This window comes from Aeromonas sp. R2-4 (genome assembly GCF_040908365.1).
Classification (GTDB): Bacteria; Pseudomonadota; Gammaproteobacteria; order Enterobacterales; family Aeromonadaceae; genus Aeromonas; species Aeromonas veronii.
Genome location: NZ_JBFODO010000039.1, coordinates 22571 through 37539, shown reverse-complemented (window position 1 = coordinate 37539; position 14969 = coordinate 22571). Strand labels below are relative to the sequence as shown.

Genomic DNA, 14969 nt, shown 5'->3' with positions numbered 1-14969 from the left:
AGCCAGAGGGACGTCATCTGCAGCGCCTGTTCAGGGTGGTCTGCAGGGTATCAAAAGGACGGGGTACTCAGGCAAGGGACTTTTGCATATACAGCGGGACAATAATGAAACAAACAATGTCGGATCTCTCCATCTTGCAGCGAGTCTACCTTGGCTTCGCGATCCTGGTGGCCGTGATGGTGGCCAGTTCACTGCTCACATTTCGTAGTCAGGAGACCCTGGGGAACGCACTGGAGCAGGTGACCCAGCAGTCTATGCCGCTGGTGATTGCCAGCAGCCAGACCCAGATCACCCTGCTCAGCGCCAACAAGTGGCTGGGGGATGTGCTCACCGAGCAGGACCTCAAACAGCTGCCAGCCGAAGTGGCCGAACTGAAACAGGCCAAGGCTGCGGTGGGCAAGAGCCTCGACGTCTTGCGCCAGCAGGTGGCCCACCACCCCGAACTGCAAGGGGAGATGAGCAGCCTCAGCCAGCAGGTCGACAGCTACCTGCAACTGACCGATACCCTGCCCGGCGAACACGAGGCGCTGCTCACCCGGCTGCACAAGGTCAATCTGGCCAAGGGGCAGTTTCAGGTCAGTCTGCCCCAGTTCAAGAAGAGTCTGGGTGACATGATGGTCACCATCGACGACAGCTTTATCAAGATGCTCTCCGAGACCCTGACCACCAAGCTCTCCGCCATCGAACTCTCCACCATGGACGCCCTCAATCAGACCATTCCGGCTCCCATCGAAGGGGCGCTCAAGCGCAACAAGATGCAGATCGAGGGGTTCAACAGCACCATCAAGGATCTGCAGGGGGAGCTGAAGAACTTCGAGAACGACATGGGCCACTATGTTCACGGATTTGTGCGCGACACCACCGCAAGTGAAGGCGTGCTCTCCCAGTATCTGGCGCTGATGAAGCAGCAGGAACAGATGCGGGAGAAGAGCAAGCAGGCGAGCGCCCTGATCGTCGAGATCCAGAACCAGCTTGAGCGGATCACCGGCCAGAGTCAGCAGCTGATGAGTCAAAGCATTCAGCACGCCAAAGCCACACAGAGCCAGAGCACCCTGACACAGGGAACCAGCATCGTAGTCGCCATCCTGATCGCCATGCTGGTGGCTTATACCCTGGGCAAGGCCATTCGCCGTCCGCTCAGGGAACTGCTGCGGGTGCTGACCGAAGTGACCCAGGGCGACATGACCCAGCGCATCGGTTTTCGCAGCAAGAACGAATTTGGTCAGCTGGGCAGCCAGATCAACCTGCTGATTGCCCAGATGGGGGAGGTGCTGGCACAGCTTTCACAAGCGTCTGCCCAGCTTAACGATGCCGCCCACGGCAATCGCCACACCACCGAATCAGTGCGGGCGGATCTGGAGAAACAGCGGCAGGAGACCGCCTCGGTCGCCGCCGCCATGACCCAGATGGAAGCTTCGGTGCGGGAGGTAGCGCAGGCCGCCAACCAGACCCTGGAGCGGGTGCAGGATGTGGAGAAGGCCTCCGAGATGGGGCGCAAGGTGATGGCAGGCAATATCACCACCACTCATCAACTTGCGGGCAAACTGCAACAGACCGGCAAGGTGATTGGTGATGTGAGTGCCATGAGCAGCCAGATCGGCAACATCCTCGATGTCATTCGCGGCATCGCCGAGCAGACCAACCTGCTGGCCCTCAACGCCGCCATTGAAGCGGCGCGGGCCGGCGAGCAGGGGCGCGGTTTTGCGGTGGTGGCGGATGAGGTGCGCAGTCTGGCGGGTCGTACCGCCCAGTCCACCAGCGAGATCCAGACCATGATCGAGAACCTGCAGCAGGGGGTTGCCAAGGCAGTGACCGTAATGCAGGAGTGCTCTCGCGAGATGGACAGCTGCGTGGATCAGAGCTCTCACGCCAACAATGCCATGGAGGAGGTGCAGGGAATTGTGGTGCTGATCAGCGACATGTCGAGCCAGATCGCCTCTGCCGCCGAGCAGCAGCAGGCCACCAGCGCCGATATCGCCACCAACCTCAACCGCATTTCCGATATCTCGGATCTCAACTATCAGGGGATCGAGCGGGTAGCCGAGACCAGCCAGCAGCTGGACTCCCTTGCCGAGCAGCAGGAGAGCCTGGTCAAGCGCTTCCGCCTCAGTGCCTGATGGTCGAGAGTTGAAACAACAAGGCCCCGCAGATGCGGGGCCTTCTCTTTATTGCGGCAGTGGCAAGAAGGGGATCAGGCGTAGGCAATCGCGCCCTTGCCGACCCCTTCATAGGCGACAATCTTGACGAACTTGTCGCCCACCATCTTCTTCACTTCGCGAGCGATGTAGCAGGCCAGCAGCTCGACCGTGGTGTCGGTGTCGATCATCTCCACCTCGGCGGTGGGGATGGCCAGCTGGAACAGCCCTTGCGGCGCCACATATTTGAAGCCGCAGTGATGCTCGCCAAGCTGGGCATTGGCACGGGGGCTCAAAGCGAGCTCGGTCAGCGCCACCTTGTCCTCCTCGGTGCCGAGGTAGATATCGCCCCAGCGTTCGGCCCAGTTGAGCTCAAGCTCCTGGTCGCGCTCGCCATCGACGTGGATCTCGATGGGAGAGCGGTGGCCGTGGGCGATGCGCTGGCAGTTGCCATCGTGCTTTTTCAGGCCGTGGCTGTAGTGGTAGAAGGCACCGGTGATCGCCTCCTGACGCAGGGTCAGGGAGAGATCCTTGATATTGCCCGGCAGCCGTTTGGCCAGTACCGCCAGCAGGTAGCGGGTCACCGACTCTTTATCAACTTGCGGAGCCGGGATAAAGGCAAAGCCCTGGGATGGGCAGCGCAGATGGATGGAGCGACCCGGGCGCAGCAGATCCACTGTGCTTTCGTCACCATCCAGTGTCTCGACGTGGATCAGCGGGCACTCGGTCGGCACCAGCAGCTTGTGGTCCACCTCTTCATCGATGATCGATTTGATCAGCTTCTTTACCCGGCCAAAGTCCAGCAGCATGCTCATTTCGTTGAGCTCACCGCTCATTTCGATATCTACCAGCCAGCTCTCACCCACCATGCCGCGGCGTTCGCACAGGTAGCTGGAGTCGATCACGGTCAAATCTCTTACAAATAACTTCATCAGTCAGGCCTTGCTACAGAGAAAGGGCAGTTTTGCGCTATTATGACCCGCGATTATCGGCAAAGGAACTGGAACCCCCCATGAACAAACTGCTTATCAAGAATGCCACCCTGGTCAACGAAGGCCGTATCTATGCCTCCGATGTGTTGATCGAGGGGGAACGGATTGCCCGCATCGCCCCGGATATCGAGGCGCCCGATGCGCTGGTGATCGATGCCGCAGGTCGCCATCTCATCCCCGGAATGATCGATGATCAGGTCCACTTCCGGGAGCCGGGATTGACCCACAAGGGGACTATTGCCAGCGAATCCCGCGCCGCCGTCGCCGGTGGCACCACCAGTTTCATGGAAATGCCCAACGTCAATCCCCAGACCACCACCCTCGACGCCCTCGAAGCCAAATACCAGATCGCCGCCAACTCCTCCGTTGCCAACTACAGCTTCTATCTCGGTGCCACCAACGACAACCTTGCAGAGATCAAGCGTCTCGACCCCAAGCAGTCCTGCGGGGTCAAGGTGTTTATGGGCTCCTCGACCGGCAACATGCTGGTGGACAATCAGGAGACCCTGGCGGCCATCTTCCGCGAAAGTCCGGTGATGATCGTCACCCACTGCGAAGACACCCCGACCATCGCCAAGGCGGAAGAGGCGGCGCGGGCCAAGTGGGGCGAGAATGTGCCGATGGGCGAGCACGGCCGCATTCGCAGTGACGAGGCGTGCTACAAATCCTCCAGCATGGCGGTGGCGTTGGCGAAAAAATACGGTGCCAAGCTGCATGTGCTGCATCTGACCTCGGCCAAGGAGCTGTCGCTGTTTACCGCCAGCCACGACCTGAGCGAGCTGAAGGACAAGAACATCACAGCCGAGGTGTGCGTTCACCACCTCTTCTTCAATGAAGCCGATTACGAGACCCAGGGCAGCCTGATCAAGTGCAACCCTGCGGTGAAGAGTGCCGCCGACCAGCAGGCGCTGCTGGATGCGGTACGCAACGACGTGCTCGACATCATCGCCACCGACCACGCGCCCCACACCTGGGAAGAGAAGCAGAACAGCTACTTCAAGGCGCCGTCCGGTGTGCCGCTGGTGCAGCACTCTTTGCAGGCGCTGCTGGAGCTCTACCACAACGGCGTGTTTACCCTGGAGACTATCGTCAAGAAGACCTCCCATGCGGTGGCCGAGCGCTTCCAGGTGCAGGATCGCGGTTATATCCGCGAGGGGTATTTCGCCGATCTGGTGCTGCTGGATCTGGGCAAGCCCTATGTGGTCAACGATGACAACATCCTCTACCACTGTGGCTGGTCGCCTTTCAACGGCTACCGCTTCCACAGCACGGTGGAGATGACGCTGGTGAACGGCCAGATCGCCTGGCAAAACGGGCAGGTGACTGACCAGATCCTGGGCAAGCGGCTGACCTTTAACCGCTGATTGTTCGTAAAGCAGGCGAACGCACAGTGGCTTAGGAATTGGCGGCGTTTCCCTGTTGACAGGGCAGGGTCATCTCCATAAACTCTGCCCCCGTCAGCCGAGCTGACTCCGTCGGTGTGTAGCGCAGCCAGGTAGCGCATCTGCATGGGGTGTAGAGGGTCGGAGGTTCGAATCCTCTCACACCGACCAAATTCCCCGGTAAAGGCCTTGTCAAACGACAAGGCCTTTTCTTTTGCCTGCGATTCGCCGCACAGGCGTGAAGCCAGTGGTGATGCACGCTGGTCGCTGCTGGCGTGAGCAGATTGTGCTGCCACCGCGCTTTATGGTGTAGTAACGACTCTGTTGCTCATTTGCCTGGCGAGGCCTCTCGTGTCTGCATCCGTATCTAAACCCTGTTGTCTGCTGATGCTCACCCTGCTGCTGGTGGGCTGCGCCACCCCTTACGAGAGTGAAAAGTCATTCTGGAATGGCCAGACCGGTTTCTCCCAGACCCGGCTTGGCTCGGACAAGTGGCAGCTGGAGTTTGTCGGCAACGATCTGGTGGACAGGGAGACCGCCCGCAAATATGTGTTCAAGCGGGCAGGGGAGCTGGCACTGGCAGAGGGTTACTCCTGGCTCAAGGTCGATGAGCTGACCATTAACCGCGATGCCGTCAGGGTGTCCCCATCACGGCCGATCTTCGGCTTTGACGAGGATGAGCCGGATCTCTTTATGGCCCAGATGCAGGTGCAGCATACCATCTCGGCGCTGCTCACTTTTCGCCTGTTGCCACGGGCACTCGATGAGCGAACTCTTAATGCGAAATATCTCGCCGAAATCAAAATAAACAGTGATTAATATTGGTGGTTTGCAAGATCCATATCACATACACCTAATGGCAGGATAAAATTCTGGATAAAGCCTCTAGATTTACCCCCTGCTTTTAGGCATTCTCCCAGCATACCAGCCGCCAGGAATCAACGGCTCGGATCACAAAAACGGACTGTAGTGGCTCCCACGCCACTGTTTACGGCTTGCACCAATCAAAACCGGGACTCCCCCATGAAAATGAATAAACTGACGGTCGCCATCCTCATCTCCATGATGTTTGGCATCCTCACCGGCCAGGGCTATCGGATGTTTGCCGCAGATCAGGCTGCGGATTTCGCCAATAACATCACGATTCTGACCGATATCTTCCTGCGACTGATCAAGATGATCATCGCTCCCCTGGTCTTCACCACCCTGGTGGTCGGTATCGCCAAGATGGGCGACACCCGCACCGTGGGTCGTATCGGTGCCAAGACCCTCGGCTGGTTCATGCTGGCCTCCCTGATGTCCCTGAGCCTGGGTCTGGTGATGGTGACCCTGATGCAGCCGGGTGTGGGTCTCTCGCTCTCCCTGCCCAATGACACCGCCAGCTCGGGCATTGCTGCCGGTGCCATTACCCTGAAAGATTTCGTGACCCACGCCATCCCCAAGAGCGTGGTCGAGGCGATGGCCACCAACGAGATCCTGCAGATCGTGGTCTTCTCCCTCTTCTTTGGTCTGGCTGCCGCCGCGCTCGGCGATCTGGCCAAGCCGGTGGTGGTGCTGATGGCCAGCGCTGCCGAGATCATGCTGAAAGTGACCGGTTATGTGATGAACTTTGCGCCGTTCGCGGTGTTTGGCGCCATCGCCGCCATGGTGGCCAAAGAGGGGCTGGGTATTCTGGTCACTTACGGCAGCTTTATGGCCCAGTTCTATATCGCACTGGCCTGCCTCTGGCTGCTGCTGATCGCCATGGGCAGCGTCTTCCTGCGTGGTCGCGTCATCAAGCTGCTGGCGATGATCCGCGAACCCATCCTGCTCGCCTTCTCGACCGCCAGCTCCGAAGCGGCCTATCCGAAGACTCTGGATCGTCTGGAGAAGTTCGGTTGTGACAAGCGTATCGCCAGCTTCGTGCTGCCGATGGGTTACTCCTTCAACCTCGATGGCTCCATGATGTACTGCACCTTCGCGGTGATGTTCATCGCCCAGGCGTATGGTATCGAGCTCTCCATGGCCCAGCAGATCACCATGCTGCTGCTGCTGATGGTCACCTCCAAGGGGATGGCCGGGGTACCGCGCGCCTCTCTGGTGGTGATTGCCGCTACCCTGAACCAGTTCCATATTCCGGAAGCGGGCATCTTGCTGCTGCTGGGGATCGACCACTTCCTCGACATGGGCCGTTCAGCCACCAACGTGCTGGGTAACGCCATCGCCGCCAGCGTGGTCGCCAAGACCGAAGACAGTCTGGGTGAAACCGTCGCGCTGGGCGAGAGTGAGCCAGCCAAAGCCTGATCACAAAGCCATGAAAAATAAACAACAACGGCCCGCCAATGCGGGCCGTTATTGTTTATGGCTCGTCTACACTGCTAGATAGTTTCCATCTGGAGTGTACGGTTATGAATATTGCTCGTCGACTGCAACTGATAGCGCTGCTGGTGATGCTGACGCTCATTTTTCTCAGTTGGTTCAGTATCAATCGCCTTGGGGCAGGCAACCGTGATTTGAGCTATGTGACGGACAATACGGTGCCCAGTATTTCGCTGATTAAGGAAGTACAGGCCGATTTCTATGAATTGCACTCGCTGGTGCAAACACATGTGCTCAATACCGACTCAAGCAAGATGCAGCAGATTGAAACGGGTATCACCGAGATACGGGGACAGATCAATTCGCTGCTCGACAAATATAAGGCAGAGATGCTCTCCAATGATGAAGATCGGCGCCTGACTGACGATGATCAACGCATAGTCGCGCAATATTATCAGGAGATAGACAAGGTTCTGCAGCTCTCCCGCCAAAACAAGAATGATGAAGCCAGAGACATGCTGGCGGGAGAGGCATACGGACTGTTCAAGCAATTTGCCAAGGCAATCGAGCTTCACGTCAACTTCAATATGGATTTGGGACTGGCGCTCAAGAAGCAGGGCCAGGAGAATTACGACAGCAGCCTGCAAACCCTGTTGTTTATCGCTGGTGGTGCCACCGTACTGACGATGGGGCTGTTTGTCTGGTTGTTCAATCAGGTGGCCAATCCCCTTCGCACCGCCATGGATACCCTGACCCGGATCCAGCGTGACCTCAACTTTACCCTGAGAGCAGACGTGAAACAGCAGGATGAGATTGGCCTGACCCTCAATGCGGTTAACCGGCTGCTCGATACGCTGCAACAGACATTTACCGAATTTTCCGTAGGCAGCTTGCAGATCAAGAGCACTGCCGAATCCCTCTCTCAGGCAGCGCAGCACCTGGCCAGCTCGGCTAATCAGGCCAATGATGCCACCAGTCTGATCGCCGCCGGTGTGGAAGAGATGACGGTCAGCATCACCGATATCTCCCAGCGCACTCAGGAGACGAGCCGTATCACCAATGAGTCGGGGCAACTTGCGACCGAGGGAGGCCGGACCATCGAGCGCACCGTCCATGCCATCAACGAGATAGCCGACTCCATTCGGCAGGCCTCGGCCGAGGTCATTGCGCTAGGTGAGGGCATTTCGCGCATTGGCGGTGTGGTCAACGTGATCCGTGATGTGGCGGGGCAGACCAACTTGCTGGCCTTGAACGCGGCCATTGAAGCAGCGAGGGCCGGGGAGTCCGGCCGTGGCTTTGCGGTGGTGGCGGATGAGGTGCGCAAACTGGCAGAGCGGACGGCGCAATCCACCCAGGAGATCTCCGCCACCGTAGAGGCGATCCAGCAGGAGTCGAACAATACGGTCTCCCGCATGCATCTGGTGGAGGAGAAGGTGAGCCAGGGGGTCACCATGGCGACCGAGAGTGGCGCCATTATTGCCGAGATCCGCAGTGCGTCGCACCGGGTGATGGATCAGGTGGGCGAGATCACCAATGCCATCCGCGAGCAGAGTTCGGCCGCCGAGTCGATCGCTCATCAGGTAGAGCAGATTGCTCAGGTCGTGCAGCAAACCAGCAGCACAGCGGAAGAGACCTCAGCCGCCGCCGAGGAGCTCAATGTCACCACAGAGAGCATCCACCAGCAGATATCCCGTTACCGCATTCAGTAACGCCGACGGTTGTTATCCATCTGCTATCCCCGCCAGCTGGCGGGGATTTTTTTATATGGCTTGCTTAGAAGCCTGAGCCCGGTTGCTGCAAAAATGCCGCCTCTTCCGGTGTGCTGGTGCGACCGAGTATGTCGTTGCGGTGGGGGAAGCGGCCAAAGCGTTCGATGATCACCTGATGGCGGCGGGCAAAGTCGGCAAATCCGGCAAAGGTCGCCTGCGCCGGTGTGCCAGCCTGCTCGGCAGTGAGTGCCTCGAACAGGGCCACACTTCTGGCCTGTTGTTCGCGGGATTCGGCATGCTCCAGCGGCAGATAGAAGAAGACCCGCTCCAGTGGTGAGAGGGATTTGTCCGCCCCGATGGATAGCCCTTTCAGGCAGAGATCCCTTGCCAGCGGATCCTGGGCAAAGGCCGCAGGCGTGCCGCGATGGATATTGCGGGGCAGCTGGTCGAGCAGCAGGATCAGCGCCAGCCTGCCGTGGTGCAGATCGGCCCAGTCGGCCAGCTCCCCGTTGGCGGCCGCCTCTGCTTGCGCGCCAAATTGCTTGGCCAGCAGGGCATCCATTTCGCTGCTTTTCCCCCACCAGAGCGGGGCTTGCCGTGTGGCCCGCAGGACATCATCGGCCTCGTCGCCAAACCAGAAATCGATCAGAGGTTGCCAGGGTTGCATGGGAACTCCTTGAGGTGATTCAGAGGGAACCAGGAACAAATGGCTCAGGGGTGCTGCCGAAACGGCGGCTTCTCGTTACACTGTGCCATCTTTTGCCCGAAAGACGTAACCCCCGATGGCGAGCGCCGGATTTTTGGCTCGGCCGATGATGGCCTGCGATCGCCATGAGGTGGTCCTGTTGACCTTGGTGGTTATCGGGACGTACACCTCTCTCCCGGGGGTTGTTCTCACTGATATAAGGAATCTTTGATATGGCCGGAACCAGTTTATTGGCCCTGCTCGATGATATCGCCAGCGTGCTTGATGACGTGGCGCTGATGACCAAGGTCGTGGTGAACAAGCGCGAGACATTTTTCGGGAAGACGTTTCTCACTGATATAAGGGATCTTTGATATGGCTGGAACCAGTTTGTTGGCCCTGCTCGACGATATCGCCAGCGTGCTTGATGACGTGGCGCTGATGACCAAGATGGCGGCCAAGAAGACCGCCGGGGTGTTGGGTGATGATCTGGCCCTCAACGCGGAGCAGGTCTCCGGGGTGCGCGCCGAGCGGGAGTTGCCGGTGGTGTGGGCGGTGGCCAAGGGGTCATTTCGCAACAAGCTGATTCTGGTGCCCGCCGCCATCGCCATCAGTGCCCTGGTGCCCTGGCTTATCACGCCTCTCTTGATGCTGGGAGGCGCTTACCTCTGCTTTGAGGGGGCCGAGAAGCTGGCCCACAAGTTCCTGCCTCATGAAGTGAGCGAGGGTGAGGCACACACAGCTCCTATTCCCGATGATCTGGTGGCCTTCGAGCAGCAGAAGGTGAAGGGAGCGATCCGCACCGATTTTATTCTCTCTGCCGAGATCATCGTCATCGCCCTTGGCACGGTTCAGGGAGCAAGCCTCACGCTGCAGCTCTCGGTAGTGGCGGGCATCGCCCTGCTGATGACCATCGGGGTCTACGGGTTGGTGGGGCTGATCGTCAAGCTCGATGACATCGGTCTGCATCTGCTGCAAAAGCCCGATGGCAGCGCCCTGCGCCGCGCGGTGGGGCAGGGACTGTTGGTGACGGCGCCCCGTCTGATGCACCTGCTGGCACTGGTCGGTACCATCGCCATGTTCATGGTGGGCGGTGGCATTCTGGTGCATGGCTGGCCCTTTGCCCATCACCTGATTGAAGGTGCAGCCGCTGTTGTCGCCACCCTGCCCACAGTAGGGGCCGTACTGGCGGCGGTGACGCCGACCCTGCTCAACGCCGTGGCCGGTGTGGTGGCGGGTCTGCTGCTGGTTGTCTTGATGACGCTGGTGAGCCGTCTTGCCCCGGCCAAGGGATAAGCGAGCTTTCGGGCCATTTTCTCTTTTTTCCTCTCTTCATTTTTTGGCCAGCGGGACGCTCGGTCTCTGGCTTGCTGCCCGCAGGTCTGCTGCGCCTCCCGATAAAGGCCTTTGCGAGAAGCTATGTATCAACAACAGTGGAATAACGACCATATCTACCCGGGCCTCGACAGCCCAGAGCTGGAAGCGGACATGCGCGCAGCCCGCCACGCGCTGGAAGATCTGGCCAGTTATATGGCAGGTCTGGACGGGGTGCGCGACGCTGACGCAGCGCTGCTGGATTTTTTGCGGGAAGTGCGGCTGCGCGCCCGTGATATTCGCCATATCGGCTGGAACGTCGCCATTCTGGCCGCGTGCCGCGGCAGTCAGGATGCTCGCGATACCCAGGCCAAGCAGCTGGCATCCCGTGCTCGCGCCCTCAATGCCGATCTGTTCAAAACGCTGGCGCCGGTGGAAGACCTGATGCTGGCGCTGCCGGAGGCCGAATTTGGTCTGTTGATGGCGGATCCCCTGCTTGGCGAGGAGGAGTATCGCCTGCGTCACGAACGCAGATTGCAGGATCAGCGTCTGCCGGTGGCGGCAGAGCAGCTGGTGATAGGTCTGGGCACCGATGGTCTGCACGCCTGGGGTAACCTCTACAACGATCTGGTGGGCAAGATCCGACTGGTGATCGATGGCCGCGAGATGGGGCTGGCGGAGGCGAGCAATCTGCTCTCCAGCCCGTTGCGCTCCCTGCGCAGGGATGCATTCGATGCCATCAGCGCCGGCTGGGAGGGAGAGCAGGAGACGGTGGCCGCCATCCTCAATGCCATCAACGGCTGGCGGTTGGAGCTGGCCCGTCAGCGCGGCAAAACCCGTGTGCTCGATGCGCTGGATCTCTCCTGCCATCAAAGTCATATCGAACGCGCCACCCTCGATGCCCTGATGAGCGAAACCTGGCGAGCCCGTGGGTTGGGCCAGCGGGCGCTGGAGCTGATGGCCGAGCGCCTTGGTCTCGACGATCTGGGGCCGGAGGATCTCTTTGCGCCGCCTCCGGCCGTCAGCAGCCGCGAGATCCCGTTCGAGGAGGCGATCGAGTTGATTGCCGATGCCTTTAGCCGTTTCGATCCCGAGATGGGGGCGTTTGCCCGTATGATGGCCGAGAAGGGGTGGATTGATGCGGCGCCCACGCCAAATCGCCGCACCGGTGCCTACTGCACCAAGTTTGCCGAACCGGTCGAGCCGCGGGTCTTCGTCACCTATGCCGGCACTATGGACAATGTCATTACGCTGGCCCATGAGCTGGGTCACGCCTGGCACAACTGGGTGATCCGCGATCTGCCGATGAGTCAGCGCAGCTACCCCATGACGCTGGCGGAGACCGCCTCCATCTTTGCCGAAACCCTGGTGCGAAGCGCCCTGTTCGAGCAGGCGCAAAGCCCGGAAGAGCAGCTGGCCATCGCCTGGGCGGAGGCCGATGGCGCAGCCACCTTCCTGGTCAATATTCCGGCCCGCTTCGATTTCGAGCGGGCGCTGGTGGCCGAGCGGGCGCAGGGGTATGTGTCGGCAGAGCGACTCAAGACGCTGACTGACGAGGCATGGGGGCGCTGGTATGAGGGGAGCTTGACCCGCTATCATCCCATGTTCTGGGCGGCCAAGGCGCACTTCTCCATCGCCGGGCTGGGCTTTTACAACTACCCCTATCTGTTCGGTTATCTGTTCAGCCTCGGGGTCTATCAGCAGTTGATGAGCCGCAAGGCGGCGGGGGAAGAGGGCGTGGCCGAGGCCTATCGCGCCTTGTTGCGCGATACCGGCCGGATGAGCGCCGAAGATCTGGTAGCCAAGCATCTGGGGCAGGATATCCGTGAGGCCGCCTTCTGGCAGGGGAGTCTGGCACAAGTAGCGCAGGCGATAGAACGCTTCGCACAGTTGCCTGCCTGATTGGGTCAGCGGTGATATGAACAACAGGCCCCCGGACAGTCTCGCTGTCCGGGGGCCTGTTTGTTATGCCTGCTCTTGCTGCGGTTTGATGGGACCAACGAACAGAGGACGGGTCTGGTGAGTCAGGTCCGGCTGATAGCCGTTGAAGAAGAGGTTGAGCAGCACCGAACTGATGGTGGCCAGCAGGATACCGCTATGAAAAAGCGGTTGTAGCTGCGCCGGCAGCTGCTGGAAAAAATTCCCGGAGACCGTCGGGATCATGCCAATTCCGAGACTGATGGCGACGATATAGAGATTGTGACGGTTGCCGCTGTAATCGGTGCGCGCCAGGATACGAATGCCGGTGGCCAGCACCATGCCGAACATCACGATACCGGCGCCCCCCAGCACGAAGGGCGGGATGGAGGCGACCAGCACCGACATCTTGGGGATGAGGCCAAAGGCGAGCAGGATCCCCCCCGACATCACGCAGACCCAGCGACTCGATACCCCAGTCACGCTCACCAGACCGATATTCTGAGAGAAGGAGGTGTGGGGGAAGCTGTTGAATATCCCACCAATAATGGTGCCGATGCCATCCACTCGCAGCCCGCGCACTATGTCGCCGCGCCTGGCCGGATGGCCGACGATGTCGCCAAGGGCCAGAAACATCCCCATCGACTCGATAAAGGTGATGAGCATGATCACCGTCAGAGTGGCGATGGAGATGGGATCGAAGGTGGGCCAGCCGAAGGCGAAGGGCACTATGGGGGCAAACCAGGCTGCCTCGCCGAGGCCATCTAGGCTCACTTCGCCCATGGCGATGGCCACCACGAAACCGAAGATGATCCCGAGCAGCACCGAGATATTGCTGAAAAAGCCCTTGGTGAAGCGGGTCACCAGCAGGATAAAGACGAGCACCAGAAAGCTGGTGCCGATATAGCGCAGGCTGCCATATTCCGGATTGCCCTTGCCCCCCGCCATCCAGTCGATCCCCACCTGCATGATGCTGATCCCGATGGAGGTGATAACCACCCCGGTTACTACGGTGGGGAAGAGCGGCATCAGCCTACCTATCAGCGGCACCAGCAGGGTCGAGATGATACCGGCGGCGATGGTGGCGCCGAAGATGCCCGTCAGCCCCAGATCCGGGTTGGCTCCGATGGCCAGCATGGGCATCACGGCGGCAAAGGTGACCGACATGATGACCGGCAACCGGATCCCGGCAAAGCGGCCAATCCCGACACATTGCAGCAGGGTGACGATACCGCAGCAGAAGAGATCCGAACTGATAAGGTAGGAGATCTGCTCCTTGGGCAGCCCCAGACTGCCGCCAATCACCAACGGCACCGCCACGGCGCCGGCGTACATCACCAGCACATGTTGCAGGCCCAGGGTAAAGAGTTGGCCCATGGGGAGCATGCGCTCCACTTCATCCACCGGGCGCTTGCGCGCACTCGGTCGGGGGGAGGGGGTATTGGTCTCGTTCATGAACAGATCACTCCTTGAAGCCCGCGCAACTGCTACAGGCAAGATAGTGAAAGCCGTAGCTTTCCCAGTCATTGATCTTGTGTATTGACAGAGGTGCCAGATCCCTCGGCAGTAGTGAGAGGGATCTGGTGCAGCACGGGTCAGTGCACAAAACATGCACAATGCCGCTCATGAGCGAAAACGTTTGGCGATAACGCCTTGTTTTTGCGGGATGAGTCACATACCGGCCAGATAAGTGTCCGGCTGTTGGCAAGGGCAGGAGGTGGGGCATCTCAGATTGGTAAGGGATTTATCATTATCGGTCTGGCGATCTCACTTTGATAGCTAGGTACCAGAGGGTTGCTCGCAATGCGCCCCTCTGCATGTGACGGCGCTTGCGGGCCGCAGGGCATAATCGGGGGCGGGGGCGTGATCCAAAGCAAGAAAGTTGGATGTTTTGGTGGCGCACGGGGCCGCCGCTGGGGTAGTTTCGATAAAACCGACACAGATCCTGAGGTCTTATCCATGATCATCTACCTGCATGGCTTTGATGCCACCAGCCCCGGCAATCACGAGAAAGTGCTGCAGTTGCAGTTTATTGATGATGATGTGCGTTTCGTGCACTACAGCACGGTTCACCCCCGTCATGATATGAGCCATCTGCTCAAGGAAGTGAAAAAACAGCTCGATATGAGTACCGATCCCAAGCCGCTGATCTGCGGCGTGGGTCTTGGTGGCTACTGGAGCGAGCGGATCGGCTTTCTGTGCGGCATTCGCCAGGTGATCTTCAACCCCAACCTCCATCCGGAAGAGAACATGCAGGGCAAGATCGACCGTCCGGAAGAATATGACGATATCGGTACCAAGTGTGTAACTGAATTTCGTAAGAAAAATTCAGGAAACTGTCTGTGTATCCTTTCCGTTCAGGATGAAGTGCGCGATAATCGGGACACTGAACGTGAATTGAAGAACTATTACGACATCGTGTGGGATGAGCGCGAGACTCATAAGTTCAAAAATATCTCGCATCATCTGCAGCGGATGAAGGCCTTCAAAGAAGCCTGATCCATCACGTCGACCGATTTCGTTTTAGGGAGCCAATG

General features: G+C 59.2%; 12 protein-coding genes and 1 tRNA gene. 10 read left to right on the top strand and 3 right to left on the bottom strand.

Annotated features, from left to right (window positions below):
• The first annotated feature begins 104 nt into the window (after positions 1-104).
• Positions 105-2117, top strand: coding sequence for a methyl-accepting chemotaxis protein (locus AB5Z05_RS14950; RefSeq protein ID WP_368152076.1), 2013 nt, complete (start codon positions 105-107; stop codon positions 2115-2117).
• Positions 2118-2191: 74 nt separating this feature from the next.
• Here AB5Z05_RS14950 and AB5Z05_RS14945 read toward each other — a convergent pair whose 3' ends face one another.
• The gene (locus AB5Z05_RS14945) at positions 2192-3067 is read right to left on the bottom strand and encodes a 6-carboxytetrahydropterin synthase (protein ID WP_042053203.1); all 876 of its coding nucleotides are present in this window, start codon (positions 3065-3067) and stop codon (positions 2192-2194) included.
• Between the two features lie 80 nt (positions 3068-3147).
• Between AB5Z05_RS14945 and AB5Z05_RS14940 the strand changes: the two genes are divergently transcribed.
• The 5 genes from AB5Z05_RS14940 to AB5Z05_RS14920 all read left to right on the top strand — a co-directional run bounded on the left by AB5Z05_RS14940 (position 3148) and on the right by AB5Z05_RS14920 (position 8516).
• A complete protein-coding gene (locus tag AB5Z05_RS14940) occupies positions 3148-4491 on the top strand; it encodes a dihydroorotase (protein ID WP_075115531.1) in 1344 nt (447 codons plus the stop codon).
• Between the two features lie 112 nt (positions 4492-4603).
• Positions 4604-4680, top strand: a tRNA-Pro gene (locus tag AB5Z05_RS14935).
• Between the two features lie 216 nt (positions 4681-4896).
• Positions 4897-5328, top strand: coding sequence for a hypothetical protein (locus tag AB5Z05_RS14930; RefSeq protein WP_306459285.1), 432 nt, complete (start codon positions 4897-4899; stop codon positions 5326-5328).
• A gap of 204 nt (positions 5329-5532) precedes the next feature.
• Positions 5533-6792: a dicarboxylate/amino acid:cation symporter gene (locus AB5Z05_RS14925; protein ID WP_005334018.1), complete on the top strand. Its 1260-nt coding sequence runs from the start codon at positions 5533-5535 to the stop codon at positions 6790-6792.
• A gap of 104 nt (positions 6793-6896) precedes the next feature.
• Positions 6897-8516 carry a methyl-accepting chemotaxis protein gene (locus tag AB5Z05_RS14920; RefSeq protein WP_368152075.1) on the top strand — a complete coding sequence of 540 codons (1620 nt, stop codon included), beginning with the start codon at positions 6897-6899 and terminating at the stop codon, positions 8514-8516.
• 64 nt (positions 8517-8580) lie between these two features.
• On the opposite strand, the gene AB5Z05_RS14915 is transcribed toward AB5Z05_RS14920, so the two are convergent.
• Entirely contained in the window at positions 8581-9183 is a 603-nt protein-coding gene (locus AB5Z05_RS14915; RefSeq protein ID WP_158109329.1) for a DUF924 family protein, read from the bottom strand.
• Positions 9184-9434: 251 nt separating this feature from the next.
• Between AB5Z05_RS14915 and AB5Z05_RS14910 the strand changes: the two genes are divergently transcribed.
• The 3 genes from AB5Z05_RS14910 to AB5Z05_RS14900 all read left to right on the top strand — a co-directional run bounded on the left by AB5Z05_RS14910 (position 9435) and on the right by AB5Z05_RS14900 (position 12417).
• Positions 9435-9575 (top strand): hypothetical protein, encoded by a 141-nt coding sequence (locus AB5Z05_RS14910; RefSeq protein ID WP_021231002.1) that lies wholly within the window; start codon positions 9435-9437, stop codon positions 9573-9575.
• Position 9576: 1 nt separating this feature from the next.
• Positions 9577-10497, top strand: coding sequence for a DUF808 domain-containing protein (locus tag AB5Z05_RS14905; RefSeq protein WP_128836019.1), 921 nt, complete (start codon positions 9577-9579; stop codon positions 10495-10497).
• Between the two features lie 123 nt (positions 10498-10620).
• A complete protein-coding gene (locus tag AB5Z05_RS14900; RefSeq protein ID WP_368152074.1) occupies positions 10621-12417 on the top strand; it encodes a M3 family oligoendopeptidase in 1797 nt (598 codons plus the stop codon).
• Between the two features lie 63 nt (positions 12418-12480).
• Here AB5Z05_RS14900 and AB5Z05_RS14895 read toward each other — a convergent pair whose 3' ends face one another.
• Positions 12481-13887: a nucleobase:cation symporter-2 family protein gene (locus AB5Z05_RS14895; protein ID WP_368152073.1), complete on the bottom strand. Its 1407-nt coding sequence runs from the start codon at positions 13885-13887 to the stop codon at positions 12481-12483.
• Positions 13888-14391: 504 nt separating this feature from the next.
• On the opposite strand from AB5Z05_RS14895, the gene ycfP reads away from it, so the two are divergent.
• Positions 14392-14931, top strand: a complete 540-nt coding sequence (gene ycfP / locus AB5Z05_RS14890) for an alpha/beta hydrolase YcfP (RefSeq protein WP_005334000.1) — start codon at positions 14392-14394, stop codon at positions 14929-14931.
• The last annotated feature ends 38 nt before the right edge of the window (positions 14932-14969 follow it).

What these genes read in the sequence shown, in the direction of transcription:
- AB5Z05_RS14950 (WP_368152076.1), top strand. Translation starts at nt 105, where the DNA reads ATGAAACAAACAATGTCGGATCTCTCCATCTTGCAGCGAGTCTACCTT.
- AB5Z05_RS14945 (WP_042053203.1), bottom strand. Translation starts at nt 3,067, where the DNA reads ATGAAGTTATTTGTAAGAGATTTGACCGTGATCGACTCCAGCTACCTG.
- AB5Z05_RS14940 (WP_075115531.1), top strand. Translation starts at nt 3,148, where the DNA reads ATGAACAAACTGCTTATCAAGAATGCCACCCTGGTCAACGAAGGCCGT.
- AB5Z05_RS14930 (WP_306459285.1), top strand. Translation starts at nt 4,897, where the DNA reads ATGCTCACCCTGCTGCTGGTGGGCTGCGCCACCCCTTACGAGAGTGAA.
- AB5Z05_RS14925 (WP_005334018.1), top strand. Translation starts at nt 5,533, where the DNA reads ATGAAAATGAATAAACTGACGGTCGCCATCCTCATCTCCATGATGTTT.
- AB5Z05_RS14920 (WP_368152075.1), top strand. Translation starts at nt 6,897, where the DNA reads ATGAATATTGCTCGTCGACTGCAACTGATAGCGCTGCTGGTGATGCTG.
- AB5Z05_RS14915 (WP_158109329.1), bottom strand. Translation starts at nt 9,183, where the DNA reads ATGCAACCCTGGCAACCTCTGATCGATTTCTGGTTTGGCGACGAGGCC.
- AB5Z05_RS14910 (WP_021231002.1), top strand. Translation starts at nt 9,435, where the DNA reads ATGGCCGGAACCAGTTTATTGGCCCTGCTCGATGATATCGCCAGCGTG.
- AB5Z05_RS14905 (WP_128836019.1), top strand. Translation starts at nt 9,577, where the DNA reads ATGGCTGGAACCAGTTTGTTGGCCCTGCTCGACGATATCGCCAGCGTG.
- AB5Z05_RS14900 (WP_368152074.1), top strand. Translation starts at nt 10,621, where the DNA reads ATGTATCAACAACAGTGGAATAACGACCATATCTACCCGGGCCTCGAC.
- AB5Z05_RS14895 (WP_368152073.1), bottom strand. Translation starts at nt 13,887, where the DNA reads ATGAACGAGACCAATACCCCCTCCCCCCGACCGAGTGCGCGCAAGCGC.
- ycfP (WP_005334000.1), top strand. Translation starts at nt 14,392, where the DNA reads ATGATCATCTACCTGCATGGCTTTGATGCCACCAGCCCCGGCAATCAC.